Annotated in this window: 33 protein-coding genes; 28 read left to right on the top strand and 5 right to left on the bottom strand. The window is 66.3% G+C overall.

Features of this window, described 5'->3' with window-relative positions; translation table 11 throughout:
- Positions 1-15 precede the first annotated feature (15 nt).
- The 23 genes from LO763_RS22890 (at position 16) to LO763_RS22780 (ending at position 17,820) form a co-directional block, all read left to right on the top strand.
- Positions 16-2,274, top strand: coding sequence for a phage minor capsid protein (locus tag LO763_RS22890; protein WP_230789379.1), 2,259 nt, complete (start codon positions 16-18; stop codon positions 2,272-2,274).
- Positions 2,275-2,322: 48 nt separating this feature from the next.
- Positions 2,323-2,610, top strand: a complete 288-nt coding sequence (locus LO763_RS22885) for a hypothetical protein (protein WP_230789377.1) — start codon at positions 2,323-2,325, stop codon at positions 2,608-2,610.
- 86 nt (positions 2,611-2,696) lie between these two features.
- A complete protein-coding gene (locus LO763_RS22880; protein WP_230789375.1) occupies positions 2,697-3,089 on the top strand; it encodes a hypothetical protein in 393 nt (130 codons plus the stop codon).
- Between the two features lie 105 nt (positions 3,090-3,194).
- Positions 3,195-4,106, top strand: coding sequence for a major capsid protein (locus LO763_RS22875; protein ID WP_230789374.1), 912 nt, complete (start codon positions 3,195-3,197; stop codon positions 4,104-4,106).
- Positions 4,106-4,477, top strand: a complete 372-nt coding sequence (locus tag LO763_RS22870; protein ID WP_230789372.1) for a hypothetical protein — start codon at positions 4,106-4,108, stop codon at positions 4,475-4,477. The genes LO763_RS22875 and LO763_RS22870 overlap by 1 nt, the downstream gene beginning before the upstream one ends.
- A gap of 101 nt (positions 4,478-4,578) precedes the next feature.
- Positions 4,579-4,812 (top strand): hypothetical protein, encoded by a 234-nt coding sequence (locus LO763_RS22865; RefSeq protein ID WP_230789370.1) that lies wholly within the window; start codon positions 4,579-4,581, stop codon positions 4,810-4,812.
- A complete protein-coding gene (locus LO763_RS22860; protein WP_230789367.1) occupies positions 4,812-5,165 on the top strand; it encodes a hypothetical protein in 354 nt (117 codons plus the stop codon). The genes LO763_RS22865 and LO763_RS22860 overlap by 1 nt, the downstream gene beginning before the upstream one ends.
- Positions 5,166-5,186: 21 nt before the next feature.
- On the top strand, positions 5,187-5,621 hold the full coding sequence (locus LO763_RS22855; protein ID WP_230789364.1) for a minor capsid protein: 435 nt from the start codon (positions 5,187-5,189) through the stop codon (positions 5,619-5,621).
- A gap of 832 nt (positions 5,622-6,453) precedes the next feature.
- A complete protein-coding gene (locus LO763_RS22850) occupies positions 6,454-6,939 on the top strand; it encodes a phage tail tube protein (RefSeq protein ID WP_230789361.1) in 486 nt (161 codons plus the stop codon).
- Positions 6,939-7,472, top strand: coding sequence for a DUF7426 family protein (locus tag LO763_RS22845; protein ID WP_230789358.1), 534 nt, complete (start codon positions 6,939-6,941; stop codon positions 7,470-7,472). The genes LO763_RS22850 and LO763_RS22845 overlap by 1 nt, the downstream gene beginning before the upstream one ends.
- Before the next feature lie 35 nt (positions 7,473-7,507).
- Positions 7,508-7,702 (top strand): hypothetical protein, encoded by a 195-nt coding sequence (locus tag LO763_RS22840; RefSeq protein WP_230789356.1) that lies wholly within the window; start codon positions 7,508-7,510, stop codon positions 7,700-7,702.
- Positions 7,703-7,755: 53 nt separating this feature from the next.
- Entirely contained in the window at positions 7,756-9,807 is a 2,052-nt protein-coding gene (locus tag LO763_RS22835) for a hypothetical protein (protein ID WP_230789354.1), read from the top strand.
- Positions 9,804-11,858: a glycine-rich domain-containing protein gene (locus LO763_RS22830; protein ID WP_230789353.1), complete on the top strand. Its 2,055-nt coding sequence runs from the start codon at positions 9,804-9,806 to the stop codon at positions 11,856-11,858. Before LO763_RS22835 ends, LO763_RS22830 begins: the two co-directional genes overlap by 4 nt.
- Complete coding sequence (locus tag LO763_RS22825) at positions 11,859-12,977, top strand: DUF5047 domain-containing protein (protein ID WP_230789351.1); 1,119 nt, start codon at positions 11,859-11,861, stop codon at positions 12,975-12,977. It begins immediately after the preceding gene.
- Between the two features lie 61 nt (positions 12,978-13,038).
- Positions 13,039-13,887 carry a hypothetical protein gene (locus tag LO763_RS22820; protein WP_230789349.1) on the top strand — a complete coding sequence of 283 codons (849 nt, stop codon included), beginning with the start codon at positions 13,039-13,041 and terminating at the stop codon, positions 13,885-13,887.
- Between the two features lie 122 nt (positions 13,888-14,009).
- Positions 14,010-14,378, top strand: a complete 369-nt coding sequence (locus LO763_RS22815) for an H-type lectin domain-containing protein (protein ID WP_230789347.1) — start codon at positions 14,010-14,012, stop codon at positions 14,376-14,378.
- 238 nt (positions 14,379-14,616) lie between these two features.
- Positions 14,617-15,111: an H-type lectin domain-containing protein gene (locus LO763_RS30080; RefSeq protein WP_230789345.1), complete on the top strand. Its 495-nt coding sequence runs from the start codon at positions 14,617-14,619 to the stop codon at positions 15,109-15,111.
- Positions 15,112-15,142: 31 nt separating this feature from the next.
- On the top strand, positions 15,143-15,733 hold the full coding sequence (locus LO763_RS22805) for a hypothetical protein (protein ID WP_230789343.1): 591 nt from the start codon (positions 15,143-15,145) through the stop codon (positions 15,731-15,733).
- 66 nt (positions 15,734-15,799) lie between these two features.
- Positions 15,800-16,654, top strand: a complete 855-nt coding sequence (locus LO763_RS30075) for a peptidoglycan-binding domain-containing protein (protein ID WP_230789341.1) — start codon at positions 15,800-15,802, stop codon at positions 16,652-16,654.
- Positions 16,651-16,974, top strand: coding sequence for a hypothetical protein (locus tag LO763_RS22795; RefSeq protein ID WP_230789338.1), 324 nt, complete (start codon positions 16,651-16,653; stop codon positions 16,972-16,974). Before LO763_RS30075 ends, LO763_RS22795 begins: the two co-directional genes overlap by 4 nt.
- Complete coding sequence (locus LO763_RS22790) at positions 16,967-17,251, top strand: hypothetical protein (protein WP_230789335.1); 285 nt, start codon at positions 16,967-16,969, stop codon at positions 17,249-17,251. The genes LO763_RS22795 and LO763_RS22790 overlap by 8 nt, the downstream gene beginning before the upstream one ends.
- 20 nt (positions 17,252-17,271) lie before the next feature.
- Positions 17,272-17,484 (top strand): hypothetical protein, encoded by a 213-nt coding sequence (locus LO763_RS22785; protein ID WP_230789332.1) that lies wholly within the window; start codon positions 17,272-17,274, stop codon positions 17,482-17,484.
- 6 nt (positions 17,485-17,490) lie between these two features.
- Positions 17,491-17,820, top strand: a complete 330-nt coding sequence (locus LO763_RS22780) for a hypothetical protein (RefSeq protein ID WP_230789328.1) — start codon at positions 17,491-17,493, stop codon at positions 17,818-17,820.
- 49 nt (positions 17,821-17,869) lie between these two features.
- Here the strand turns inward: LO763_RS22780 and LO763_RS22775 are convergent, their stop codons facing one another.
- Positions 17,870-19,027: a pentapeptide repeat-containing protein gene (locus tag LO763_RS22775; protein WP_230789325.1), complete on the bottom strand. Its 1,158-nt coding sequence runs from the start codon at positions 19,025-19,027 to the stop codon at positions 17,870-17,872.
- Between the two features lie 97 nt (positions 19,028-19,124).
- Here LO763_RS22775 and LO763_RS22770 point away from each other — a divergent pair, with 97 nt between their 5' ends.
- Positions 19,125-19,733: a hypothetical protein gene (locus tag LO763_RS22770; protein ID WP_230789323.1), complete on the top strand. Its 609-nt coding sequence runs from the start codon at positions 19,125-19,127 to the stop codon at positions 19,731-19,733.
- A 363-nt stretch (positions 19,734-20,096) separates the two neighbouring features.
- Here LO763_RS22770 and LO763_RS22765 read toward each other — a convergent pair whose 3' ends face one another.
- Positions 20,097-20,861, bottom strand: a complete 765-nt coding sequence (locus tag LO763_RS22765; protein WP_230789321.1) for a DUF6338 family protein — start codon at positions 20,859-20,861, stop codon at positions 20,097-20,099.
- 89 nt (positions 20,862-20,950) lie between these two features.
- On the opposite strand from LO763_RS22765, the gene LO763_RS22760 reads away from it, so the two are divergent.
- The 3 genes from LO763_RS22760 (at position 20,951) to LO763_RS22750 (ending at position 23,113) form a co-directional block, all read left to right on the top strand.
- The gene (locus tag LO763_RS22760; RefSeq protein ID WP_230789319.1) at positions 20,951-21,556 is read left to right on the top strand and encodes a hypothetical protein; all 606 of its coding nucleotides are present in this window, start codon (positions 20,951-20,953) and stop codon (positions 21,554-21,556) included.
- A gap of 52 nt (positions 21,557-21,608) precedes the next feature.
- Positions 21,609-22,085: a hypothetical protein gene (locus tag LO763_RS22755; protein ID WP_230789317.1), complete on the top strand. Its 477-nt coding sequence runs from the start codon at positions 21,609-21,611 to the stop codon at positions 22,083-22,085.
- 347 nt (positions 22,086-22,432) lie between these two features.
- A complete protein-coding gene (locus tag LO763_RS22750) occupies positions 22,433-23,113 on the top strand; it encodes a transposase (protein WP_230789315.1) in 681 nt (226 codons plus the stop codon).
- Positions 23,114-23,394: 281 nt separating this feature from the next.
- Here the strand turns inward: LO763_RS22750 and LO763_RS22745 are convergent, their stop codons facing one another.
- Together LO763_RS22745 and LO763_RS22740 are read right to left on the bottom strand one after the other, a co-directional pair.
- The gene (locus tag LO763_RS22745; RefSeq protein WP_230789313.1) at positions 23,395-23,700 is read right to left on the bottom strand and encodes a hypothetical protein; all 306 of its coding nucleotides are present in this window, start codon (positions 23,698-23,700) and stop codon (positions 23,395-23,397) included.
- Between the two features lie 140 nt (positions 23,701-23,840).
- The gene (locus LO763_RS22740; RefSeq protein WP_230789311.1) at positions 23,841-24,170 is read right to left on the bottom strand and encodes a hypothetical protein; all 330 of its coding nucleotides are present in this window, start codon (positions 24,168-24,170) and stop codon (positions 23,841-23,843) included.
- 616 nt (positions 24,171-24,786) lie between these two features.
- Here LO763_RS22740 and LO763_RS22735 point away from each other — a divergent pair.
- Positions 24,787-25,260, top strand: coding sequence for a hypothetical protein (locus LO763_RS22735; protein WP_230789308.1), 474 nt, complete (start codon positions 24,787-24,789; stop codon positions 25,258-25,260).
- A 437-nt stretch (positions 25,261-25,697) separates the two neighbouring features.
- Here LO763_RS22735 and LO763_RS22730 read toward each other — a convergent pair whose 3' ends face one another.
- A complete protein-coding gene (locus LO763_RS22730; protein ID WP_230789306.1) occupies positions 25,698-26,117 on the bottom strand; it encodes a DUF4259 domain-containing protein in 420 nt (139 codons plus the stop codon).
- Between the last annotated feature and the right edge of the window lie 15 nt (positions 26,118-26,132).

Below are 26,132 nucleotides of genomic sequence, written 5' to 3'. Positions count from 1 at the left end.
CCCCGACCGTGCGGCATGCCGGTCGGCCCTAACCGCGTCACGGACGCGGCAGCACCGGTCACTACCGCGGTCGCCGACGCGGCCTGGAGCCTGTACCGGGCCGGCAGTGACTTCCTGACCACCGGGCATTACCGGGACGACCTTGACGGCGCCCGCGACGTCCTCGAGAAAACGATCCGGGAAGCACGCCGGGACTTCCATGACCAGCTCCGCGCGGCCCTGATACCCGCGGCGGCACGCGCATGGCTGACCGGCGCGCAGGCGCTCAACAGTGACGTGCACGCCGCCGGTGTCGATGCGGACGGCGTCCTCGACGAAGCCCTGGCGGGCCTGCGCGCCTACCTGGCCGGTACCGCTTCGTTCGGCACTGCGGTCGAGCGGCTCCCGGACGCTGACGGTGACCTCCGGTCGGCAGCAGCCCAGCTCGGGGCCGATCTTGATCAGGCGTTCACGGCAGCGGCACGGTCGCTGGAGCAGACGTTGCAGGACGCGTCTGCGACGACCGGTGCTGACGACGCCGATCGTTTGGCGGCTGCGGCGTCGATCTGGAACCGGTTCCTGGACCGCGGTCTCACGGTCCCCTTTGGTGAGCGCCGCATGAGCGTTAACGCCTACACCCGGGCGCTCACCGTAACCCGGTTGACCGCCGCGGGCATGTCCGGGTATTGCAACCGGGCGACGGCAGCCGGTACCGGTTTCGTCGCCGTGTCGGTCTCGGCCCGTGAATGCGCCATGTGCGGGCCGTGGGAAGGCCGCCTGCTCGCCCGGTCCCGGGCCGTACTCGCCCGAGCGAGCGCATCGGACGACCGCCAGGTGCGTCAGGTGACGCACACGTTCGACCAAGCGCTCGCCGGCGGCTTGTTTCACCCTGGTTGCCGTCACGACGTCACCGCATGGATCGAAGGTGTCTCGGTCCTGCCGGTACACCGCGGCCCGGCCGCTACCGCCGACTCTGGGGCGGCGCGGCTGCGTGAACTGGAGCGCACGGTCGCGGCCTGGGATCGACGGGCCGCGTTCGCGCTCACCGGCGCCGACCAAGCCAGAGCGCGAACGAAAGCGGCCGCGTGGCGGACCGAACTGATCGAGCACGACCGGCGTATTCAGGCCCGGCACGACAACACGCCACCGGCGCCGGCGCCGGTGATGCAAGCGCCACAAGCCGACCCGGGCAGGCCCATGATCGCCGAACCCAAAGGCGTACTCCTCCCTGAAGGCGCCGACCCGGGCAACTTCACCGCGACCATGGCGTTGAAAGCGTTCGCGGTCGGAGCCGCCCTCGAGTTCACCGACGATGCCGCGCGCAACCCCGGCGGGCACCGGTTCACGCTCGCCGACCTGCAGGCCACACCAGGACACACCAGTCTGCGGTTCCGTGTCCGAGACCGGGCCGACAACGACGTCGGCGGATTCAGCGTCACCGTCGTCGGACCCCCGCGGCACCCCGCCGTGAAAGCCACGCTCGCCGGTGCCGATGACGACCTCGCGCGCGGCCTCGGCGGCGCGTTCGTCACCGCATGGGGCGGGCCCGCAAAACCTGCCACATTGCCGCGCCGCGACCCGAAACCCGTCACCGGCCCGTACTTGCACGACTGGCCCCGCGATATGAGCGGCCTTGCGATCACCGACTGGGTGGACAACTCAACCGGTATCAACCGCAGCATCGAAGTGACGTTCGCCGACGGTTCAAAAGGCCTTTACAAGCCCCTGCACGGCGACAACAGTCAACTGGGACTCCTTGGCGTGGCACCGGACGCGGCCTCGTCCTCGTCGCTGCGCGAAGTGGCCGCGTACCGCATCGACCGGGCCCTCGGCATCAACTTGACGCCAGCGACACGGTGGTGGAACGGCCCTGAAGGCCCCGGTTCATTGCAACGATGGGCCGCCCCCGTCTTCCCCGGGCTCCCCGCAGTGCGATACACCGATGATGAACGGCAGCGGCTCGCCGTGTTCGACTTCATCCTCGGCAACTACGACCGTCACAGCGACAACTACTTGACCACGCATGACGGCCGACTCATCACCATTGACCACGGTCTGTCGCTGCGACACCGCAACGGCATGGACGCCGTCATGCGGACGACACTGCAACGATGGTGGCCCATGGGAAAACCCATAGGTGCGGACTTCCTGCGGCAGTTGCGCGGCGCCGACACGAACGCGCTAGGACAGGCGCTGACGGCACTGGGACTACCGATCGCCGAAATCAACGCCATGTTCGCCAGCCTCGCGAACGTCCACGCTTTCGGCGCCATCATGCCTGAATACCAGCTATGATGGCCTGCCGCGCCACCAGAAAGAGGACTGCGACCCATGGCTGTTCCCGTGAGCGTTGACCTGTACTTCCGCGGCTCAGGCACGTGGGAGCGGGTCGCGCAGTTCCGGCTCGTTGACGGCCAGATCGGTGTCGTGCACGAACCCGAAGCCGCTGACCTCATCACGGCGATGCTCACCGAAGGATACCGGCCGACCGGGTCAGACCAGACCGAACCGGTCACGATCGAAACCCCGGCAGCGTTCATGACCGCGCTCATGGCGCCACATGAGGCGAGCTACTACCGGTTCGTTGACACCACCGAGCCGCAGGCCGCCCCCGGGCCGCCCGTGCCCTAACACTCAGTCCCCCGAGCCTTCCCCCCCCAACAGGCCAGCACCGGACCGGTGCTGGCCTTTCGTATACCCCGAGAACAGGAGCCGTGTTGACTGACACTCCGCCCGCCCCCCAGGCCCCGCCGCCCGCGATTGCTGACCAGCTCGCCGAAGCCCAGTCGGCCCTGCGAGCCCGGGATGTCGAACTCGCCGTGTACAAAACCGCCGGCAACACGGGCGCTGACGCGGCGGCACTGCTGGACTCGCGGTCGTTCATGGCGCGTGTGGACGGCCTTGACCCCGCCGCCGAGTCGTACGCGACCGACCTTGCCACGCTCATCACCGAAGCCGGTGCCGACCCGCGTTTCACCGCCCCGGCGGTGCCAGCGGCGCCTGCGCAGTCGGGCCCGGACGTGACCGGTACGGCCGAACCGGCGAAGCGTCCCGACCAGATGAGCGTCGACGAGCTCCGTGAAGCCCGCACCGCCCGCCGCAAGCTCTAACCCTTCGCACAACCTCACGTCGACCTGAATACCAGCGCTCCGTATGCAGGAAACATCCCGGTTCCCTGAACATGCACTGCCACAACGCAATAAGGACAACTTCATATGGCTAACACCCTGCTCACCGCGCAGACCATCGCGCGTCAGGCCCTCGCGAACCTGTACGAGACCACTGTGGCCGCCCAGCTCGTCCACCGCGACTTCGAGGACGACTTCGTCTCCGGTACTGGCGCGACCGTGCGCGTCCGCAAGCCCGCCATGTTCGTCGCGAACGAGTTCGACCGCGAGACCGGCGTCCAGATGCAGGACGCGAACGAAGGCTTCGTTGAAGTCACCCTCGACCACCTCGCCGACGTATCCTTCGCCGTCACCGCCGAGGAGATGGCCCTGTCGATCACCGACTTCGACGAGCAGTTCCTCACCCCGGCGATGGAAGCGATCCAGCAGAAGGTCGACCGTGACGTCATCGCCGCCCTGAACACCGCCGTCACCGCCACGGTCGGCGGCGTCGCTGCGAACGAAGCCGGCGAGGACTACAACGGCTACAACGGCGCCTACCCCGCCTCCGACTCCCGTGTGCTCGTGCAGGCCGCGGCCGCGCTCGACGGCGCGAACGTGCCCTTCACCGACCGGCGCGTCATTGCCGGACGCACCATCAAGGCCGCGTGGGCCGCCGAACGCACCTGGCGGTCCGCTGACCGAGCCGGGTCCACCGAGGGCCTGCGCGAGGCCTCCATCGGCCGCGCCTCCGGCTTCGACACGTTCATGTCGCAGAACGAGATCGCGGACCAGGCGCTCGCGCTTCACCGCACGGCTGCGGCCCTGGTGTGCAGGCCCCTGGACCTGCCGCGCGGTGCTGCGAACGCCGCGGTGGAGAACTACGAGAGCCTGTCGATTCGTGTCGTGTACGGCTACGACATGGACCGCAAGGAGGACCGGATCTCGATCGACTGCCTGTACGGCGTCAAGGTCCTCGACGCCGCGCGTGCGGTCAAGATCGTCCCGGCTGCCGCCTGATGATCACCTGGGCGACCCCAGCGGACTACCTGGCGTGGGCGGAGCTGGATGCCGCCCCGCCGGGTCTGGCCCGCGCCGTACGCGCCGCAAACCGGGCTGTGCGCGCCGCGACGCTCACGGCCCGGTACGACACCGGCGCCGACCGGCTCCCGCTCGACCCGGAGGTAACCGCCGCGTTCCGGGAGGCCGTGTGCGCGCACACGGCGTACCTCCTCGACATCGGCGACCTCACCGGCGCGGCCGCGAACACGGACCTCACCGTGGGATCAGTCAAGGTCAAACGTGGTGACACCACCGACCTTGCCGCTGCGGCGTACCGGATCCTGCATGAGGCCGGGCTCGCGGGCGACCAGCCGCACATCATCGGATAGGGGCCGCGTCGATGCTGTTCCCTTCCACGCTCCTGCGGCACACGGTCGCGTTCCAGCCGTACTTGGGTGCGGGCGGGTCCGGGCCCGTGTATGGGCATGCGGTGACCGTGCACGCCTTCATCGATCGCGGCACCCGTCTCGTCCGCCGTGACGACGGCTCCGAAGTCACCCTCACCGCGACCGTAGTCGTCCCGATCGAAGCGATCGACGGCCTCCGCGTCGCCTCCAAGGTCACGTTCGGCGACGGGTCAACCGGGACAGTGCAAACGGTCCTGCGGCGCGACACCGGCGGGCTCGCCGACGGCCTCGACCACTGGGAAATCGGGTGCACCTGATGGCCTCCCACGTGAAGAAAACCTGGAACGGCCGCGCCGTCATCCGCCGCGTCCATCAAGCAGCCGGGGACGGCAACACCGCATCCGCCGACGTCCTCCTGGCCGCCGCACTCGACCGCGTCCCGAGGGACACGAACGACCTCGCAAACACCGGGGCCGTCTCAACCGAGGACGACGGCCGCACGGCTGCGGTCTCGTTCGGCACCGACCATGCCGCCGTCCAGCACGAGGACTTGACGCTCGAGCACCCCGGCGGCGGCGAAGCGAAATTCCTCGAAGGTCCCTCGGCCAGCGAACGTCCCGCGATGGCCAAGGCCGCAGCAGGCCGCATGCGCGCCCTCCTGCGACGATAACTCCCCCAATCTGGAGGTTCCTTGTTCCCTGCCCTCATCGCCGGTCTCGCCGACGACCTCGCCGCGAACACCGACTGCGTCTGGCGGCCACACGGCGTCTACCAGGAGGACGAGGTCGGCATCGCCGTCGGCGACCTACCGGCCGAGCCGCACCGGGCGGTCGCGTTGCGCGTGTATGGGTTCGTCAGCGACGGTCAGGGTGACGAGACGGTCCGCGTCCAGGTGCGAGTCCGGGGCTTCCCGCATGACCTCGCCTCGTGCGAGACGATCGCCGACAGGATCCGGGACCGGCTCTCATTCCTGGAGCGGGTCACGATCGGTGGGTATGCCGTTTCCGGGATCTTCCACGACTCCGGTCCGTTGCCGCTGGGCGCCGATGAGAACTGGCGATACCAGGTTAGCGAGAATTATCAGATTAACTTGGTGAGGGACATACTTCCTACGGTTGACCGGTAGTTTCCCTGGGTTGGAAATGCACATCCACCAATCGCAACGTCGCGTTAAGCTTTCGAGGGCCTGTTAGTGCCGTAGGGTTCTTCTTTAACCCCTCCCGCATACAAAGCAGCTCCGTACCATGCAAGCGGCATAATCGTCACTGTGGAAATCAACAGAAAGATCGCAATCACTCCGGGCCCTCCCGACTCAGAAATACGCGATCCGAGCAAGGTTACAGCTCCAACCGCTATCTGGAACCCATAAGATATCCACAAGCTCTTCCTACTGCGCCGACTCAATTCATACTTGCTAGTGGCCCATCGCCTGTTCAGGCACCCAAATATTAGTCCGCCCGATAGGCCAATCGCAGCAGTTCTCCAGAAGACGACGTTTGCGACTTCCATCCAGTTCCCCTCGGCACCAATGGAATACCACGCACAGCAGGCCAGTGATTCAGAGCTGGACTGGGTCTCAATGTTGCCCGTATTAGCATCCTTCACCGATGCGGACTGATGGGGGCTCTCAGTATCGCCAGATGATGCTGCCTCAGCGGTTGCCAATGCTTTTGAATTGTCGTCATCGCGGGAATTATCCAGAATTGTCCATCCAATGCTGAACACACTCAGCACCAGGCCCGCAACTGTCAACCACATGCCGCGTCGCGCAATTCGAAGCGACTCCCTGTTGTAATCCTGCGTTCGCATCATCCCACCAGCTTCCCCATCTTCACGGCTTAATCTTTCCAGCTTCACCACGGTTAGCCGCAAGCACCCTCTGTAACTAATGATGTCGAAGTAGACCCTTGCCCTAACTGTTGCCACAACTGCATACAACTGAATAAGGAGCCCCACTGATGAGTGAGGTCACCGCGCTCGCGCGCCGGTACGCCATCGACATCCAGACCGGCGTCGACGAGACCACGTCCGAGCCGACCTGGGAGCGCCTCCTGGGCGTCCGCGAGTTCTCGCCCCAGATCGAACCCACGCACGAGGACGACTCGCTCTACGAGCACGACGGCTGGGTGGGCAACGTCCGCACCGCCCTCGCCTGGTCGGCTGAAGTCGTCATCTCCCACCGCGTGAACACCACCACCGGCGCTTACAACGCGGTCCACCGCCACCTGCGGAACTCCGCGATGGCGTTCGGTGCCGGTTCGCTCGTCCCGGTCCGTTACTTCGACCGGGCCGGTGCCGTCGACGACGCCTGGCAGGGCGACGCGCTCGTCACCTGGGAGCCTGAAGGCGGCGAGCACACCAACCCCGACCGGGTCACCGTGACGCTCACCGGGAACGGCCCGCTCGTAGCGATCACGAACCCGGCCGCTCCTGAGGGGGCGTGATGGGCGCGTTCAAGGACTGGGCCGACCTCGACAAGGGCGCGGCCCTGCCGCTGCCCATCAGCGGCACCGTCTACACGGTGCCCTCGCCCCCTGCGGGTGTGGGCCTTAGGGTCCAGGCGTTCATGCAGGAGCTCCTCGCCGCGCAGGCGCAGGCGATCAAGGACAACGGCGAGATCGACTTCGACCAGGAGGTCCTAGACGACGCCGCCGAGCTCGACCTGTACCGCGACGTCCTCGGGACCGCTCTGGAGGCCATGGAGGCTGACGGCGTGCCGATCGAAGCGGTCAAGCACGCGGCGTTGACTGCGATCGTGTGGGTGGCGTTCGACGAGGCCGCGGCGAAGCGCGTGTGGGAGGGAAAAGCGCTGGCCGCGCCCGCCTCGAACCCGCAGGGCGTGGCGTCTTCGACCCCGAAACCGGGCTCTGGGAGTACTACGACGAGCCCGAACCGGAAGCGCCGCAGGCGTCGTCCCGCGGGCGGGGGTCAGGGCGGGCCGTCTCATGGGCCGACCTCCTCCGGCACTGGGCGCTGATCGAAGCGGATCTCGCTGACGCGTACGGCCTTGACTTGGAGGCCGCACCGTCCGTGCTCGAGGTCCGGTCGTGGCGGTGGCTGCGGGTGCGGATCACGGGGCTGCTCGCCTCCGAGCACTCCCGGATCAACACGGTCCTGTCGGCCGAGTTCGAAGCCGCCAAACGCGGCCGCCGCACCTTCCGGACCCCAGCGGAAGCGAAAGCCGTCCCACTGGCGCGCACCCCATGACCACTGCCACTGCGGCACGCCCACAACTGCATAGAAGAACCTGGTGATGCTCTATGGCCCTCAAAGTCGCTGACCTGTTCACCAATGTCGACATGGACACACGCGGCTTCGACAAGGGCGCGGTAGCGGTCGAGAAGTCCTTCGACCGCATGTCGAAGCAAGCGACCGCGTTCGCAAACGTTGGTGCGAAGCTCGGCATGGCCGTGCTGGCGACGTCGGCGGTCTCGCTCGGGTCCGCGCTGGTTCCGGCCGCGGGGATCCTCACGGCCGTACCGGCGCTCGCGGGCGGCGCGAGTGCGGCGCTCATATCGCTGTCGCTCGCTGTTGACGGCGTCGGCGAAGCGCTCTCCTCGGCTGCCGCCGGGGACATGGCGGCCTTCGAGGAGTCCCTCCAGGACCTGCCGCCAGCGGCGCGCACCGTGGTTCGCGAGCTCGGCGGCAGCCTCGTGGGTTTGCAGGAGACGGCGCAGTCGAGCTTCTTCACGCCTATGACCGCGTCCGCTGACGGTCTCGCCGACCGCCTCTCAGGGCCGTTGAACGCAGGTATCGAGTCGGTGTCGCTCGCGCTCGGTGGCCTCGGCGCGGAGTTCCTGGAGACGGCAACGTCGGCGCAGGCGGTCGCCGGTATCGCGGACTTGTTCGACGAGACCGCCGAAGGCATCGACAATGCCCGTGCCGGGTTCGGCGTGTTCCTCCAGGGCCTGGGCGACCTCACCAGCGTGTTCATTCCCGGTATGTCTGACATGGGTGCCGTTGTCGGTGACGGCCTGACTCGGTGGGGTCAGTGGATGTCCGAGATCGCCGCGTCCGGGCAGGCCCTGGCGTGGTTCGACACCGCGAAAGACGCCATGGGCACCCTGTGGTCCATCGCCGGCAACCTCGTGACCGCGCTCTATGGGATCTTCACCGCCGCTGACGGTTCGGGACTGTTGGGCAACATCGAGGCGCTGACGGCGCAGTTCGCTGAGTGGGCAAACTCCGCTGAAGGTCAGCGGGACATTGCCGCCATCATGTCGCTGCTCGGGTCGATCGCGCAGGCGCTCATGCAGGTCATTCCCGTTGTCGCGTCGGCGTTCGCGGACGTTGCGGGGGCGATCGGGCTCCTGCCCGGGCCCGCGCAGCATGCGATCGCGATCCTGGGTGCTGCGGCAATTGCTATGCAGTTCCTCGGTGGTCTCGCGATCGTGCAGGGCGCGATTGTGGCGGCCCGGTGGGGTCTGGCGTTCGGGTCGATCGTGGTAGGTGCGGCGAGGGCGTCGGCGTCGTTCTTCACCGCTGCGGGGCAGATCTTGCTTGCGGCCGGCCGAATCACGCTGACGTTTGCAACGGTCGCTGCTCGTGTGGTGGCCGGGTGGCTGCTCATGGGTGTCCAGTCGCTGTTGCAGGCCGGTCGCATGGCGGCAGCGTGGGTGCTCGCGATGGGGCCGGTGGGCTGGGTGATCGCGGCGATCGTGGGCCTGGCCGCGCTCATTGTCGCGAACTGGGATGCGATCGTCGCGTTCACGAAGTCGGCATTCGCGAAGGTCGGTCAGTGGCTGCAGGTGCCGTTCCAGTGGGTCAAGCAGCATTGGCCGCAGGTCAAGGCGTTCTTGACCAATCCGATCGGCACTGCCGTGAACTTCATTCGCGGCAAAAAGGACGAAATTCTCAAATTTTTCCGTGACTTGCCAGGCAACATCAAGTCCAAACTGTCCGCGCTGTCCTCGTTCCTGTTGTCGCCCTTCAAGTCAGCGTTCAACGCTGTCGCCAGCCTCTGGAACAACTCGCTCGGGTCGATCCGCTGGGAAGTGCCCTCGTGGGTCCCCGGCGTCGGCGGGAACTCCATCGGGTTCCCGCAAATGCCCTACCTCGCCGACGGCGGCCTCGTCCGCCAAGCAGGCCTGGCCATGGTCGGCGAACGGGGCCCCGAAGTCCTCCACCTCCCCAAAGGCGCCGCCGTCTCCCCCCTCGACCGGCTCACTGGCGGCAGTAGCGCGCAGGTCAACAACCAGATCGACGTCACCGTTCGCCTCGGCGACCGCGAAATCCGCGACATCGTCGGCGTCGAAATCAACGAACGGAACCGAGCCGTGCGCCGCCGTGCCCTCGCTGGAGCCACCGCATGAACCTCACCGCCGTCTTCTCCCCCGCTGATGCTGCCGTCACCGTGACCGCAACGGGCCTGACCGACCACGGCACCGGACACGTCCGCATCGAACGTCACGCCGACAACCAGGCCTCATGGACGCCGGTGCGCGGCGCGACCGTGCTCGCCGTACCCGCAGACGGCACCCTCACCGTCATCGACCGCGAGTACACGCCCGGTCGAATCAACCGGTACCGCGTGGTCGCCGCCGTCTGGCGCGACCAGGTCACGCCCTCCGCCGACCCGACGTGGGGCGAGTCATGGCAAGTCCCTGCCGGAATCACCTCGGCTACCGTCGAATGCACGGGGCCCGGCGGGTCCGCTGCGCCCGGAATGGTCGCCGCCGCCGGTGGTGGCGGCGGCGCGGTGGCGTCCTCGACCGTGCCCCTCGTTCCCGGCGACACCGTCAACATTGTTGTCGGCCGTGCCGGAGCCGCGGGACAAACGGGGAACAGCTCAGCGTTCCTTCACAGCGGCGAACAGGTCGTGCTTGCCGCTCCGGGCGAGTCCGTCACCGACCCCGGCCGTCCCGGCGCCGGTGGTTCCGGAATCTTCCCCCAGTCGATCGGGGACCGCACCGCCCAGGGCGGGCCCGGCGGTCTGCGTGAGTCGGCGGCCGGCGCCGGCGGCGGCGGCGGCGCCCCCGGTACCGCGACCGGGCACGGTGGCCCTGGCGGGTCCGGCACGGCAGGGACCGGTGGACCTGGCGGCCGGGCTGCCTGGCCGGTCGCGGCGGCGGCGCGGTCGGTCACGACCGCGGCGACCGCGCACGTCGCCGACGCGGTCACCGCGACCGGGCCAGGGCTGCTCTTGGCCGCGTGGATTTCCTGGGAGCGCACCGGTGTCTACACGCTCCCGACGTCGATGACGGCCATGCGGAACCAGTCGGGAACGTGGGCGACGTTCGCCGCGGCCGTCGAATCGGTCACGGCGGCCGGTTCAACGGGCACGCGAACGGCCACGGTCCCCACGGCCGACCGGTACACGTCCGCGTCCGTGTTCGTTCACGGCGCGAACGTCCAGGTCGGCCTGGCTGCGCATACGCTGGCCACGTCGGCGCCTGCCACGGTCACGCTCGCGGACGTCACCGCTGGCACGTGGCTCGTGGCCGTGACCGCGCACGACGACGGCGACGCGGTCGCGCTCGATACGGCGCCGTCCGGTGGTCCCTGGTACCAGCTGACCGCGACTGCGGTGAGTGCGGCAACGTCACGGATCGCCGTATGGGCCCGGCAGGTCACGGCCGCTGGTCCGCAAACGGTCACGGTCGCGGCCGACACGGCAACGGACAACTTCCTGTCGGTGTTCACCATGACCGGTGTGACCTCCTTCGGGCCCGTTCAAGGCGCCGCCGGGGGTGCGACGGGCGCTGCCGGGCAGCACGGATCGGTCCCCGGCGCGGGCGGCGGCGGGCAGGGCGCGGGCGGGACGGCGGGTCTGGGTGGACACGGGCGTGTCCTCGTGCGCTCCTGGGAGATCGCGACCGGTCCGGTCACCACCGAGGTTGCGGCCCCTGCCGTCGCCGCGGTCTGGTTGAAGTGGCCGCGGTACCCGTCACTGAACCGAACCGTGCACATCGCTGACATCTCTGAGACGACCCGGGCGCCACGCAAAGGCCTGTTCGACGTCGCCGGGCGGTCCGTGCCTGTGGTCGTCGCTGACGTGCACGCCTCGCGGGCGTTCACGGTCACGTTCCGGCTCGCGTCCATGGCGGAAGCGGACGCGTTGGAGACCGTGCTCACGCACGCCGGGACCGTCCTTGTGGAGACGCCACCGGGCAGCAACCTGCCTTCGGGATGGGTGGAGCCGCTGGAGGTGCGCCAGGTCGGGCGCGGCCCGGCCGAGGCCTCCCGGCTCCTGCAGGTCGCGTGCCGTATCGCCGCCGCACCCGACCCGGCCATTACCGCAGCGGAGCCGTCATGGGCGGCGATCGCCCACCAGTGGGGCACGTGGGCCGACGCCGGGCCGCTCACATGGCCCGAACTCGCCGCGGCCACGGTCACGGTCGCCGACAGCCTGGTGGTGCCCTAAATGGCCGTCCCCGATGTCTTGTTTCAGGACGTGACCGCAGGATCGCATACGGCTCGCATCGAAGCGCGCCTGCTCACCCGCTACCAGACCGGGCCCGACCCGGACGGCCACGAAACGCTCGTGCTTGGCGGTGACGTCGCCTTCGATGCGGGCGCCGACATTTACGCCACCGCAGAACTGACCGCCAAGGGGGCGTGGCCGCGCACTGCCGCCAGTGCGCTTGCGCCGTACGGGAACGAGATTTTCCTGCGCCGCGGCATCGACCTCGGTGGCGTGGGCGGCACCATTTGGTCCGAACTGGGGTATTTCCGCATCACCGAACCCACCGGGGAAGGCGACGGTGTTATTCGCGTCGGCCTTGAGGACCGCATGGCGGGCCTCATTGACGCTCGGTTCTTGACCCCTCGTGTCATCGCCAAAGGCCGCACGATCGGGAACGTCGCCCGCGATCTCGTCGAAGCGGTTTACCCGCTCGCTGAGGTCGTCTTCGATGACGCCGCCGAGTTCGCCACGCTCAAACGCGACGTGATCGTGGAGAAAGACCGCTACCAGTTCCTCGCCGACCTCGCCGCGTCCCTGGGGAAGGTCATGTTCTGGGACGGCACCGGTCGGCTCCAGTTCCGCACTCCGGCCCCGGCCACGGCGCCGCGGTGGCGGATCGGCGCCGGCCCCGGCGGCATCCTCATCCGCGCCGAGCAGCGGCTCTCCCGCCAGGGCGTGTACAACGCCGTGGTCGCCCGCGGTGAAGGCGCCGGTGAGGAAACCGCGGCGCTCGGCATCGCCATTGACGACAATCCGGCGAGCCCCACGTATTTCTCGGGCCGGTTCGGGCAGGTCCCCAAGTTCTACTCATCCCCGCTCTTGGCCGATGACGCCGGGGCACGAGCAGCCGCGGCCACGATGCTCGCGAACCAGCTCGGTGTGCCCTACACGGCGAACCTCACCGCCGTGTGCAACCCTGCGGTTCGCCCGTGGGATCCCGTGCTCGTGACCACGAAAGACGGCGACCGTGAACGGCACGTCCTGACGAAGGTCACGGTGCCGCTCACCGTTGACAGTGCCCTCACAGCGAACACCAGCGAGCAAACCCATGTGACCGTGCGCACCTACACGCCCTAACCGGCACTCGGTTGCACCAGCCGTGACGCTCTCGACAACTGCATATTGGAGCCCACCGTTCATGACTGACGCCGTCAGCGACCTCGCTGGCCTCATCGCCCCGCACTGGTCCGCAGAAGCCGGGCCCCGGCCCGGCATCAGCGCCGCCGCCGGTCTCGAACTCGGGCAAGGCACCGTCGAGGTATGGGATCCGCTCGTGCCCGGCGGCACCCGTGTCCGCTACCGCGGCATCGAACTAATCGACCCGCCCGTGTTCTCGTCCACGGACATGCTCGTCATCCGCCCCGGCGACCAGGTCGCGATCTTGTCCTCGACACCCGGGGGCGGCTCGGGCGCATTCTTCGTGCTCGGGCGCATCACGATCCCCGGGACCGCCGGTGTCGGTGCCGCCCTGGACTTCCTGCGCGGGGACCTCGCCCGGTCCCTGTCCGGTGAAGTGTTCGCCGACCGGATCTACACCGCGGCCGCGCCCGGCATCGCCAGCCACAACGGTACAACGTTCGGCGACCCGGACACCTCAGGCGACCCCGGCCCCGTCATTGCGGACATCCCCATCACCACCGGCAAAGCCATCGTGATGATCTCGGCGAACTTGAAAGCATCGTCCGATGACACCGCGTCGAACGACCAGGCCTCCGGCGGCGTCATCTCCTACGCCATCACCGGCGCCACCACGGTCGCACCCAGCCGCACCGACAAATCACTCGGCGCGCTCGTGCAGAAGTACAACAACAACGGTCAGGTCGACATGGTCGCCGGCATTAACACGGCCGCGACCCTGTCGAAAATCGTCGTCGAAACCGGCCTGAACCCCGGCCTGCACACCTTCACCATGCAGTACTCACGGCATCCGACCTCGACGGAACCGATGCTGATGGACGACCGCACGATGCTCGTCATCGCGTTCTAAGGGCCGCCATATGCGCTACACCCGACATCGCGGCTACCGGGTCGGTTGACGAAGCCGGTTCCTCCCTTCACGGCGGCGCCACCGGGAACGCGCCCCTGCTCTCCGAAGCAGTCGACGTCGACGTGCAACACCTTGCCGACCGCGACGCCGCACATGACAGCCACTTCGACGAACACGCGACCCGACTCACCGCGTTAGAGGCCTTCCAAGCGGCCTTGCCGAACCTTGACCTTCAAGTCGGCAGGCAGGCCGTCTCGTTCACCAACCAGAGCTTGCACACGCGTGTGCTCACCTCTCCCCGACCATTCCCGACGGCCCCGTCCGTGTTCTGCAGCTTGGAGTCAGGATCGGGCGTGACCGGCCGCTGGGATGCTCGCGCGTTCAACATCACCGCCCAAGGGTTCCCACTGTTCTGCTACCCGAACAACATCGGCGACACCTCCAGCTGGTCCAACATCCCTGTGTCGCGGCTGGCACTCACCATCGGTTAACCCGCGCAGCCGCCAATGACGTGCAGGCCACCGATGCCTGTGCACCGGCATCCGGCGAGCAGCAACACGTCGAGGACTCGAATAGCACCGGACACCACGCTGCTCGCGCACGCCCACGCTGCCCCAACACAGGCATCGCCGCATCAACGCTGGACACCGCAAGGGCACGCGTCCGTATGTCGCTCCTCCCGTCACCTGAACGGCCGTGCTCGCGCCCTGACCTCCTGGAGGCCTTCCTGTGCGTTACACCCAACACCGGCATTACCCCGCCGAAGAACGACACGTTGACGAAGCCGGTGCGAGCCTCCACGGCGGCCACGACGGCACCCAACCCGTACTCGCTGACGCGGTCGACGCCGACCTGCACACCATCGCGGGCCACCTCGGCAGTCTCAGTACCCGCGTCGCCGAGCACACCGCCCACCTCACTGCCGTCCAGGCGTTCATCGACCAGTTCCCGAACCTGCGCCTCCAGACCGGACGAACCACGATCACGTTCGCCTCCGCTGACGCCCACTCCCATCGCATTACGTTCCCGACGCCGTTCGCGGCCGTGCCCGTCATCGTGCCGAACATCGACGTCGCCCCCGCCGCTACCGCTCGATGGGACGTCCGCGCCATCAACGCCGCCACGACCGGGTTCACGTTCTTCGTCTACAGCAACGCCACCGGCGCCGACACCGCATGGAACAACATCCAAGTGTCATGGCTGGCCCTGTCGCTCACCGGCTGACCCCGGCCGTTCAACTGCACCAAGGATCCCTATGCGCCTAACCCGCCACCGTCAATACCCCATCGAAGACCGCACGGTCGACGAGGCCGGCATGAGCTTGCACGGCGGCGCCACCGGCGCCGGACTCATTCTCGCCGACCTGCTCGACACCGACATGCACACCGTCCTGTCGCGTTTGCACGAACTCGATGCCGAACTGGGCAACCTTGCTGCTCGCCTTGACGCCATCATGGCCCGTACCCCCGGCTACGCCTATATTGCGGCCGCCGAGGACGCCGTCAACACCGGGTCCACGTGGACAGACTTGAGCACCGTCGGCCCGCAGGTCACCATGACCACCGGTGACACGGCGATCGTGTGCCTGGCGGCGCAAGCGAGCGTTTCAGCCGACAACGTCTCCGCGCAAGCCGCCATAGCAATATCGGGCGCGACCCAGGTCGCCCCCGGTGCCGGCCGACGCCTGGTGTGGGACGGACACCCGGCGAACAACGGCAACACCGCCGCGACGTTCTTCATGCCTGCGTTGCAGCCCGGCACGAATCACTTCACGGTCAAGTACCTGTCCGGAACCTCGCACACGGTGACGTTCGCTGAACGGAAACTGCTCGTCCTGCCTCTATAACACCGGCGCCAGTGCACTGCCCTTGGCGTGGCCTGGCACCACCACAACTGCATACGGAGACCCCCTGTGACGTACGAACCTGCAACGCTGTCCGCCCTCCAGGAGTACCTGCACGACCAGACCGGCCTGTCACATGCCGCGCTCGGCGTCGTCGGCGACCGCACCCACCGCGGCGGCTACCACTGCGGCTGGGACCGCCGCAGTAAAAACAGTCGCGGCGACCTGGCCGACTACTCATGGGAGGACTCCTCCCGGGACTCGCGTCGCAAAACGAACGCCGCGTCCGCGATCGACATCGGCTCGTTCGACGACCTGCGCGCGTTCTCGCTGTGGCTGGTCAAGCAGTGCCGTGAAGGCACTGCGGACACCCGCGACATTCGCGAGGTCATCTACTCCCCCGATGGCCGCAAGGTCAAGCGTTGGGACCGTCTCGACCAGTCTTCGACGGGCGATGCGTCGCACCGGTGGCACACCCACGTGTCGTTCTTCCGCGACGCAGAAAACCGGGACAAGCTCGCGGTCTTCCGCCGCTGGTTCGAAGGCGGCAAGGCCCCCGCGGCACCTCCGGCCGGGAACCGGCCCGCGCCGGGCCCGAACGTCGCCTTCCCGCTCCCGTCGAGCTCCTTTTATTTCGGGCCGAAGTCGGGCGACCGGTACTCCGTGTCCGGATTCTACGGCCGCCGCTTCAACGGCAAGACAGACTCGGAGTGGCTCCAGCTGTGGGTCCGGCAGCTTGACCGGCGCGGCTGGTCAGTCGGCAAAGGCAAGACCTACCTGCGCCGGTTCGGCAACGACGGCCGTTACGGCGATGAGTACCGGCGACTCATCAAGGCGTTCCAGGCCGATCAGGGCCTGAAACAGGACGGCCTCCTCGGGCCGGTCACGTGGGCCGCGGCCTTCACCAACCCGGTCACGGGGTGACCGTGCGCGACCTTGCTCTGACCATTTCCGCGGTCCTCGCCGCTGCCACCGCGATCGGAATGACGCTCCGGTGGGTCGTCAAGCGACTCAAAGGCTTCGACGACTTCCTCGAGGACTGGCATGGCCAACCACCTCGACCAGGCGTACCGGCCCGCCTCGGCGTCCTCGCCCGGCTCGAACGCCTCGACGCCCAGGTGCATCCCAATCATGGCGGGTCGCTGCGCGACGTCGCCGACCGGATCGAACGCCAGCTCACCGACCACATCAACGACCCCGATGCCCACCAGGGACCCGACGTGAAGGAGACCGACCATGACTAATGCAGGCCTGGGCCGGATCGTCCACTACCGCGGCCGCGAAGGCCTCCAGACACTCCGGGCCGCGATCATTACCGCCACCTCCCGCACCCTCGATCCGCGCGGCGTCGACGCGGGCACGGTCGAAGCGCTCGACTCGCCGCAGCACGTCCACTTGCAGGTGTTCACGCCCGGTCGGGACGGCTTCGCAGAAACGAACGTGCCCTACGGGCCCGGCTCTGACGGCGCCCCGGGGCCGGGTTGTTGGGCGTGGCCGCGCCTCACCCGCGCCAGCGCGTGAAGCACCAGGCCGTGTGAGGCGTGGTCTTCCTCGGCCTCACCGGCGTCGTCCTCGGCATGGAGATCGGGGCCGCCGACCAGAACCCCGCGACCGTGCCGTGGACCGACTCCATCACCGACCACGTCCCCGGTGAAGCCACGGCGGCTGCCATCGGCGCCCGGACGCTGTGGCTCGTCGCCCACTTCGCCCGCCGCTACCGGCGTCACCACGCAACCTCCACTGACCAGGAGTAACCGGCATTGCTGTCAAACACCATTGTGTCCCTCATCCGCACCTATGTCCCCCTCGGCGTCGGCATCACCGTCACCTGGGCCGCCACCGAATACGGCATCATCCTCGACCAGGACACCTCGACCGCGCTCGCAGTCGGCGCGACCGGTGCTGTTGCCGCCATTTACGCCGCGATCGTCCGCGGCCTTGAAGCGAGGTGGCCGAAGCTTGGTGTGCTCCTCGGCATGATCGGCGCGCCCGTCTACGGCGACCAGGCCTTGACTGCATCGAAGCCCATCTACGACGAGAACGGCCGCGTCGTGGAGGTGCAAACCATCACCCGCTGGCCGCGTCCCTGACCGCATCCGCACTGGCCCCGCGCACGAGCGCGGGGCCCTTTTTGGCGTGTCACGTGGTGGGTCGCGGCCATGATTCGTTACCGGACGGGCTGTTATCGTTGCGGCACAACGCGCGGCAGCCAATTCCAGTCGTGGTGCCTTTCTCCCATCCCGGGGGCCACACTGTTTGGGGATCGTCGAAGCTTGCGTCCGCAGCGGCAGCACCCGACAGGTCAACCGCCGCCGGGTCGCCGATGGTCAGGAAGCTGAAACGCGCTTGCTGGTGGAACATGGCCTCCTGCAATCCGGTGACGCCGTCAAACTGGACCTCATCGAACCGTGCCACACCCTTGAACTCGACACCGCGAAAGCTCACGTCCTCGGCAAACACCGCTCCGTGGAACGACACGATTTCCGCGAACTGCGCGTCCTCGAAACTCGCCGGTTCGTGAAACCTGGCCTCCTGCAAGAACGAGGGCGCCGTGAACCTCGCACGATCGAACCTTGCACGCCGGAAGCACTGCAATCCTCGAGCCTCCATCAATGGCAGGACGCAATCCCTGAAATCAGGGTTTACCAAGGCCGCGCCGGTCAAGTCGATGCGCTCCAGCTGCCAATGCTCATCCGCTCCCGTACTCGGGTTCGGCCGGGGACGAAGGTGCCGTGCCAGAAGACGTTGCGTGGTCGCGCGCACTTGGAACTCTTCGAACGCCGCCGTCACCACATCAGCAGACGTGCGATCGCCAATAGGTTCGACAAGGACTTGGTAGGGATCAAACCGCCGCCGCAGGTACGCGCACCACACCTCCGCAACCACCTGCCGCTGATCCGGGTGATTCCTGCCAAGCCGGTCCAAGGCGTACAAGCCGCCGAGTCGGACCGAGGAACTGTCGTGCCCGAGCTGCTCAATTGCTTGAATGTACTGGTCGGTGATGCGCTTCTGCTCAGCGTCGTACCGGCCGTCAGCGGCGACCTGCCGCTCATGCTCATGCACTCGTTCCTGATGCCATTGCCGCCGTGCGAACAGCGCGAGCGTGGCCACGCCGCCGAATCCAAACGCCAGGGTGAACGTCGCTTGCACCGCGCCTGCACGGTCAGCTGTTGTCGCGGCCGACAGCGGATCAACCAGCCACCAAGCGCCAGCTCCCGCGCCGATGATGACGACGCCGGCGACGACCACTACCCAGATCCACCGACCACGGCCGGACCGTTCGCGTGTCTCGCTCATGTAGCGAGTGTGCCGTGGATCGGCTTTCGGCGTAGTCCCCACCATCGTGCACTGATGCGGGTTGACGCGACGTATGCGCCGGTCTAGCGTGCGACTCATGACTGACTTGCGCTTCATCGCCCTCGACGACGCCGTTGCAGCCAGGGATCGCGACTGGCCTGATGCTGAACCGTTGCTGGGGCTGTCGGCGTGGCTCGGTTCGGATGTCCGCTGCGACCGTGCAACTGGCACGCTCGTCATCCTCAACGATATGTCGGATCCTCAGGACACGCGGTCCGTCGCTGAGCCACACGTCTACCTGAACGCGTTCCCAGCTCGGGAGTGGACCGGCGACGCGGACTTCACCGATCTCATGTCTGATCGGGCCAGTGACTGGGGCACTGACCCCACCGAGATCGCGACCCTGCAAACGGCGCTGAACGAGCTCGCTAACAGCTATGCCGCGTCGCTGCATGCTGACCGCCCCAGTAGTGGCACGCGGGAGGCGGTCGCTTCCGCTCTGGCGTCGCAGGAGCATGACCTTCGCGCCCAGTTGGCACTCACGCGCATGCTTCGTGCCCATGTGGTGCGCGACCTTGTCACCGATGCACCGCCGACCGCGGACATGGAACGGGTCGACGTCGCCTTGCAGTACCCCGTTGACAGTTTCGAAGAGCTGGTCGCGCTCGTGAACGACCACCGTCGGCTCATGGGCGAAGTGATCTGACTTAAACCAGTAGCGGCGGGCCACCCATGTGGGTGGCCCGCCGCTGTTCATGTTCACTGCAGGTGCTCGTTCGCGTTCTGCTCGGACTGTCGTGGCCGTAGCAGGCCGGGTCCTTGGTGCTCACCATCAAATACACAACCCAGCGATGCTTGCAAAGGGCGCGTACTCGGGAGCTCATTCGTCCTGACCGGTGTTCGGTTCCGCGCGTGTCTCCTTCAAGCGGTACCCTTCATCGATCACGGCACCCGCCCGTGAAGCCGTGTGAGAAGAGAACCGCTATGGCAGATCAAGGTGCAAGCAGGCAGGCCATGACCACGCGCACGAACGATCGCGTCGTGTTCCCTGATGGCAGCGGCAAGACCGTTAAAGAGGAGTTCGGTCAACGTCCGGTGGTCGATGCTCCGGTGGCATCGACGTCGGTGCCCCGTCCGAAGCCGCAGCAGATGAAATCTGATTGACGACCGCTGCTGCCGACGATGTCGCCTCGGCCTGCCGGTCCAGGTACGTGACGTACAAGACCCGAATGTTCCGCGCTGACACGCACACTGCCGAAAAGTCCGTCAGCGGCTTCAAGGTCATCTGCTCAGGTTCGATGGCATGCAACGGTTGCACGAGGATCACGTCACGGTCGGCGTGCTCAGTTATGTCCGTGTTCGCCGACCCAAGATCGCCTTCCAGCCACGACCCGTCATCGAGTTCACAGCCAACCCGCATCGGTCGTCCTTGGAGCCATCCATGGCACAGCAAGTCCCATGACGACCCCGACGACGGATGTGTCGGTACGCGCCAGTTCACGAGCCGCCCTAGGCTGTAGGCGATCGCGGCGGCGGTGAGCAGCACCACCAGGAGCCACAGGCCTGCCCGCGTGTAGTGGTGTGCGAGATATGCGGGTGCGTTCGCGATGAGTGCCCCCACGTCCAACGCCACTGCAGGCCACCAGGTGGCGATCAGCCATGCGGGGAAGATCGCGATCACGTCCGCGATGAATCCGGCAGCAACCACATTCACGGTTTCGCGAAGGACTGACCGGTCCAGGTCGGATCGTTCACGGCGGCGCACGGCCAGATACGGTAGGCCCGGCAGGGCCAGGAGCACGAACAAGGCAAGTTGAGTGAACGTCGTCGGCACTCGTTGATTCTCTCGCAGGAGCGCTGTTCACTCCGCATCGCACCAAGTGTCGGTTGACGGTTCGGGGCGCACGCTTTAGCGTGCGGAGCATGACTGACGCGACCTTCACTGTCCTCACCGACGCCGTTGCCGCCCGCAACGAACGTTGGCCCGACGCCGAGCCGCTTCCCGCGCTCTCGACCTACCTCGGCATTGATGCCCGCCTGGACCGTGCCACGGGCACGCTCGTCACCCTCAACGACATGTCCCACGGCGCGCAACAAAGCGATCGCGAACCTGACATTTACCTGACGGGCATCGCCGGGCACGAATGGATGACCGACCCCAATTTCACCGACTTGCTCGCCGACCGCGCCGAAACGTGGGGGATCGACCCTGCGGAGACGCAGTCACTTCGGACAGCTTTGGACGAGCTCACGAACGTCCATGCAGCGTCCCTGCGTGCCATCGGCCGCGCCATCGAGACCCAGGAGGCTACCGCACGGCATCTCGGCCAGCATGAACGGAAGTTGCAGGCCGAGCTCGCGGTCACCCGTATGCTCCGCGGTCATCTGATGCGGGCCATGGTCGACGCCACGCCGGTCACTGCCGACATTGATCTGCTCGAGTTGGTGAAGCTGTTCCCTGTGGAAAGCTTCGATGAACTGGTGACGCTTGTGAACGAGCACCGCCGGCTCATGGGAGAGGTCGCTTGACTGCCGGCCGCGTTCTCCTGCTTCCACCTGCCCGCACTGCCTTGGAGCGATCGTGACTGCTGGTATTTTCGGGCTGGTTGGTGCACTGCTCGGTGCATTGGTCTCGTACTTCACCACTATGCATTCCGCTCGTACGCAGCTGGCGTCGAGCCAAGCGCAACTGAAACTCTCCCGCGATCAACATAAGATTGAGCAGGACCGATGGGTTCGCGACGATTTCGCGCACACCTTTGACGGTACAGTGCGAGCCCTTGCTGTACTGCAAGTGGCGACACGGAAAGAAACCAGCGAAGCAGATTTCAGCGCTGCCCTTGCAGAAGCGGTCGCTTTCATGAGAATGCTGTCGACACGAGGCGGAGGCACGTATGCTGACTCAATTCTCAATCTTTCGAGCGAGCTGGCAAAACTTCCAGTCCAAATGATCTCGGAAATTGAAATGTACGACTTTTCAATCATTGATAAGTGCGTCGACGCCGTCAACGAGTGCGGACGGCATGAACTTGGCATCCCAGACTCGATCTTGCTGTAGGAACTGCATCTTGGGACAGCATGGGGCTTACTGAGTCACTAATGCTGCTCAGACCGGGACCGTAGTGGTTGTGGCGGCCACAGCGATACTGGCTCTGACGCGTCATGCTCAGGGGCGAACACGGTCATGGTGAGTACTGCATCCATGGGCGTCACTGTCTTGTTGCTGCCCGCACGGCCATACCATGAGTGCATTGGAGGGAGCCCCCTGGCGGACTCGCCCTGTAGTGCCGTCCGGGTTTCACTGTGAGTGCTGGTCTTGATGCTTTGAGCTGCTTGGCGCCTTGTCAGATGGGGACGCGGTGATGTTGCGGGGCAACGAGAAGACGACTACTCATCCTTCGTTGTGTGAGCAATAAAGAAGAAGTGGTCGCTGCTGCCAGCGTAGCGATTGATGATGACGGTCTACGCAGGGTCTTCACCGAGACCATCGACTCGATCAGTGGAGTGTTCGCGCAGGCCAGGACTGCTGCATGCGGGGCCGACTATGTCCGGGCGCTGGTGTGCGCGCCGGAGGCGGGATCGACGTGGGGTCTGGCCGAGGCATCAGGGCACCGAACGCCGGGCCGGTTCCAGGCGCTGCTGCGTGAGGCGGTTTGGGGCCACGCCGGTCTGATCGAACAGGTCAACCTGCGAGTGGTGCAGGATCTGTCGGTCGGCGAGGAGGGTGTGTTCATCGTGGACGAGACGGCGATGCTCAAGCATGGTTCGGCGTCGGTAGGAGTGGCTACCCAGCATGCAGGGGTGACCGGCCGACTTGAGAACTGTCAGACCATCGTGAACGCCGTCTTCGACAACGGGACCGTGGAGACATGGGTGGACTTCCGGCTCTACTTGCCCGAATGCTGGGCCAGTGACACCGCGCAACTCCAGGGTGCCGGGGTCGACGACCAGGCCGTCTTTACGACTAAGCCCTGGCCGCCCAGATGCTCACCGGCGCCCTTCAGCGGGGCCTTCTGGTGCGGTGGCTGGCCGGCGACGAGGTCTACGGCGCCTCTAGCGAACTGCGCGGTGTCGCCGCGGCCGTAGGACTCGGCTTCGTCATGGCTGTCCGGTCCAACCACTGGATCGACCTTGACTCGGGCGAGCACTTGCGGGCCGCCGAAGCCCTGGCCTCGGTCGCACCATCATTGATCTGGGAAACCCGCTCGTGCGGGACCGGATCGAAAGGTATGCGGCTCTACCAGTGGGCACACCTGGGCTTGGCTGACGGTACGACGCTGCTGATGCGCCGCCGCACGCCTGAGAGAGACTGCGAGAAGATCGGCTTCTACCTGTGCGCCGCACCAGAAGGAGCCCGCTGTCCGCCGTCAGTGTTTCTGCGGATCGTCGGTCGCCGTTAGCCGATCGAGGAGATTCACCGCAATGCCAAGCAACTGGCCTGCATGGATGCCTACCAGGTCCGATGCTGGGCTGCGCTCCACCGGCACCTGGCTCTGGCCATCATGGCGATGCTCGTCTACACCCTCGTCGAGGCCGCTGAGAACAAACGATCTACATGGGACGATGCGCTCCACTTGCCGAAACAACCAGGCCAGCAGATCCCAGCCGACCTGCCTCCGCTCCCGCCCAGCCGCTACGAGATCCGCGCCCGCCTTGCCGTTCTCATCGCGCACTCCCCGCCAGATTCCGAAGCGCGCCAGGCGCAATGGTCGATCTGGCGACGGCGATACCAGGCCCACGCCCGCTGGCACCACCACCAAGCCCGGCTTCGACTTGTGCTCGCCGCATGACTCAACGCGAAACCCGAACGGTACTACACAGCAAGAGGGGTATCGATCTGCGAGATTCGAATCCAGGATTGCCTGGTGAACACCTGGTAGAAAGCACGCAGGACGCAGCCGTTCGGTTCGACGCGAATATGTATGGTTTGGTCGGGTTCAGCGTTGATGGTCAGTGAACGGCTGCCGCTCCAATCAAGCCGAGCTTGAACCGTGTGGGCCCCGGAAGGAACCTGGAGGAAAAACTCTCCGCCAGCCTTGATGAAACCGCGCTCGACTCCGTCGATCTCCAGGCGGTAGGAGCGAATCGCATCCCGATATCTCCATGACGGGCGAGAGAAGCGAAGGAGGGAAACTGAGGGCATGCTGTCGATGATTTCATACGCATCATCAGTTGCGGCTTGCGTTCTCTTGCAACTTCGCTCGCAATCCAGACGCCGAGACGCCAGATAGCAGAACGTAACAGCATCATCACTTAGAGAGATACCCGGACAGTACTACTCTGGTGGACTTCACGTTCGCGTAAGGCGGACAGCAGGTACCGGACCACGTTCGCCTGCTGCGCAGCGGGGCAATCTCCCGGGCATCGGGGTCATCACCCCGGCGCACAGGTCCGAGAGCCCGAAGATCACGTCCCCTCATGGAGTGTCAACGTTCAGCAAGCAGACAGCCCATAGCCATGTCGCGCAACGCGGTTCAGCATGATTTACTCACCGCGACGGGCACACTACGCGATCTGACGTAGGAACAACTACGCCGCTCAACGGATGACCGTGATACGCCATTCGCTCCATAATGCAACGAAGTCATCCAACATATGCGGGTCTGTCATCTGGTCACAGGCGCGACGTACCGGACGGTCAGGGCACACCTTGGTCCGGCAATGCCGCCGCTTGACTCGGGGTCGTGTTGACCTCCCTGAGCGAGCACCGACCTGTCACGGTCAGCGGCAGCCTTGCACCTTCACGAGAGGACACCGCCATGAAACGGATCTTTCCAGCGCTCGCCGTAGCGGCCGCGCTCATCCTGTCCATCCCGGCGGCGGCTGCAGCCGCCGTACCGACGACCGCGGCCGGTGACGTCGCTGTGCAGCAAACCTGTTTCGGCGTGAGCGGCGGAGCCGAAGGGAACTCGCTCATCACCGGGAAGCACACCGTCCGCAGCCTCACCACCTCCAGAGGCACCATCCAACTCCGTGCCGGCTATCGGAACGGGCAGCTCGTGGGGTGGGCGCGCGTCCTGAACGCGGACGTGGTCTCGGGCGTGGTCATGAAGGTCGACTTGAACGGCGACCGCATCGTCGACGTCTCCTGCGGCGCGGACGGCGCGTGGGACGGTGTCTCCCGGTTGTTCTATGCGTCGTCGTCGAGCGACCGGGCGTTTAAGGCCTGCGCCAGGCTCGACTATCACGAGGAGCGGCCGTGCCACCCCGATCACCAGACCGGGTGGTGGTAGCTCGGACCGTATGACCGATCCGATCTCGTTCCAAGTCGAGGGGACCGGTGCTCAGAACGGGAACTGCCTGCCGCTTCGCAACACAACCTGGCGAAGCGGCGGGCGGCCTCATTCGAGGGTCACATAAAGCGTTGAGACAGATGCGGACTGGCGCAGGGTTGGGTGTGTGGCTGCTCCGGGCGGAGCCCGGATCGTCATTATCGGAGGCGTCAACGCGGTGGGCCATGACGATGTGCATACATCGTTGACGATATAACAACATTGCGTTGGTTTATGTACGGCAAGGACACGGTAGTCGCCTCGTTGTCCTGAATCCGCATCCGCGCTCGCGAGGCGTTCACGCGACCCGGTGGGCTCTGGAACGTGGATGAGCAACGGACCGAGCTGGCGCGAACGCCCCCAGGTGCCGCCACGGCATCCACGTTGCCGCCACAGAGTTAGCGGGCGTGCCGCAAGCGCCCCAACGCGTCGAATACCGCGATGACGTGGCCGAGCTGTCGTTGGTCATGCATGCGCAGCTCACAGAACTCGCGGTCAGCATCGCCGCCGCGCAGCTGCGTTACCCACGCGATCAGTGCAGCGGTGCCGTGAGGCGTCGCCACGAACGCGGTCCCACCGAAGGTCGGGTCGGCAAGCTGCTCAGTGTCCCCGGTGAGGATCTCGGCGAGCGCCAACGCGGTCACGTCATACAAGTACTCGTCAACAGTCGGGTCGTCACCGAGCAGACCCGCCGCGCGGGCCGCGTCCACCAGTTCGTCAGCCGTGACCCGGTCCCTGCCGGCGGCTAGCTCCTCGACCAAGGCCAGTACGTCAAGGCCTTCGTCACTCTCCAGCGCCTTGACGCCCCATGCACCCATGCACCGCATCGTAGC

It is taken from the genome of Glycomyces amatae (assembly GCF_020991375.1).
Taxonomy (GTDB): Bacteria; Actinomycetota; Actinomycetes; order Mycobacteriales; family Micromonosporaceae; genus Glycomyces; species Glycomyces amatae.
This window is presented reverse-complemented; position numbering and strand designations above follow the sequence as displayed.

Excerpts from the sequence above, each read along its gene's own strand:
- LO763_RS22845 (WP_230789358.1), top strand. The coding sequence starts at position 6,939 with ATGGGCGCGTTCAAGGACTGGGCCGACCTCGACAAGGGCGCGGCCCTG.
- LO763_RS22830 (WP_230789353.1), top strand. The coding sequence starts at position 9,804 with ATGAACCTCACCGCCGTCTTCTCCCCCGCTGATGCTGCCGTCACCGTG.
- LO763_RS22850 (WP_230789361.1), top strand. The coding sequence starts at position 6,454 with ATGAGTGAGGTCACCGCGCTCGCGCGCCGGTACGCCATCGACATCCAG.
- LO763_RS22870 (WP_230789372.1), top strand. The coding sequence starts at position 4,106 with ATGATCACCTGGGCGACCCCAGCGGACTACCTGGCGTGGGCGGAGCTG.
- LO763_RS22875 (WP_230789374.1), top strand. The coding sequence starts at position 3,195 with ATGGCTAACACCCTGCTCACCGCGCAGACCATCGCGCGTCAGGCCCTC.
- LO763_RS22740 (WP_230789311.1), bottom strand. The coding sequence starts at position 24,170 with ATGCCCTCAGTTTCCCTCCTTCGCTTCTCTCGCCCGTCATGGAGATAT.
- LO763_RS22820 (WP_230789349.1), top strand. The coding sequence starts at position 13,039 with ATGACTGACGCCGTCAGCGACCTCGCTGGCCTCATCGCCCCGCACTGG.
- LO763_RS22805 (WP_230789343.1), top strand. The coding sequence starts at position 15,143 with ATGCGCCTAACCCGCCACCGTCAATACCCCATCGAAGACCGCACGGTC.
- LO763_RS22825 (WP_230789351.1), top strand. The coding sequence starts at position 11,859 with ATGGCCGTCCCCGATGTCTTGTTTCAGGACGTGACCGCAGGATCGCAT.
- LO763_RS22790 (WP_230789335.1), top strand. The coding sequence starts at position 16,967 with ATGACTAATGCAGGCCTGGGCCGGATCGTCCACTACCGCGGCCGCGAA.
- LO763_RS22735 (WP_230789308.1), top strand. The coding sequence starts at position 24,787 with ATGAAACGGATCTTTCCAGCGCTCGCCGTAGCGGCCGCGCTCATCCTG.
- LO763_RS22770 (WP_230789323.1), top strand. The coding sequence starts at position 19,125 with ATGACTGACTTGCGCTTCATCGCCCTCGACGACGCCGTTGCAGCCAGG.
- LO763_RS22860 (WP_230789367.1), top strand. The coding sequence starts at position 4,812 with ATGGCCTCCCACGTGAAGAAAACCTGGAACGGCCGCGCCGTCATCCGC.
- LO763_RS22730 (WP_230789306.1), bottom strand. The coding sequence starts at position 26,117 with ATGGGTGCATGGGGCGTCAAGGCGCTGGAGAGTGACGAAGGCCTTGAC.
- LO763_RS22835 (WP_230789354.1), top strand. The coding sequence starts at position 7,756 with ATGGCCCTCAAAGTCGCTGACCTGTTCACCAATGTCGACATGGACACA.
- LO763_RS22775 (WP_230789325.1), bottom strand. The coding sequence starts at position 19,027 with ATGAGCGAGACACGCGAACGGTCCGGCCGTGGTCGGTGGATCTGGGTA.
- LO763_RS22890 (WP_230789379.1), top strand. The coding sequence starts at position 16 with ATGCCGGTCGGCCCTAACCGCGTCACGGACGCGGCAGCACCGGTCACT.
- LO763_RS22760 (WP_230789319.1), top strand. The coding sequence starts at position 20,951 with ATGACTGACGCGACCTTCACTGTCCTCACCGACGCCGTTGCCGCCCGC.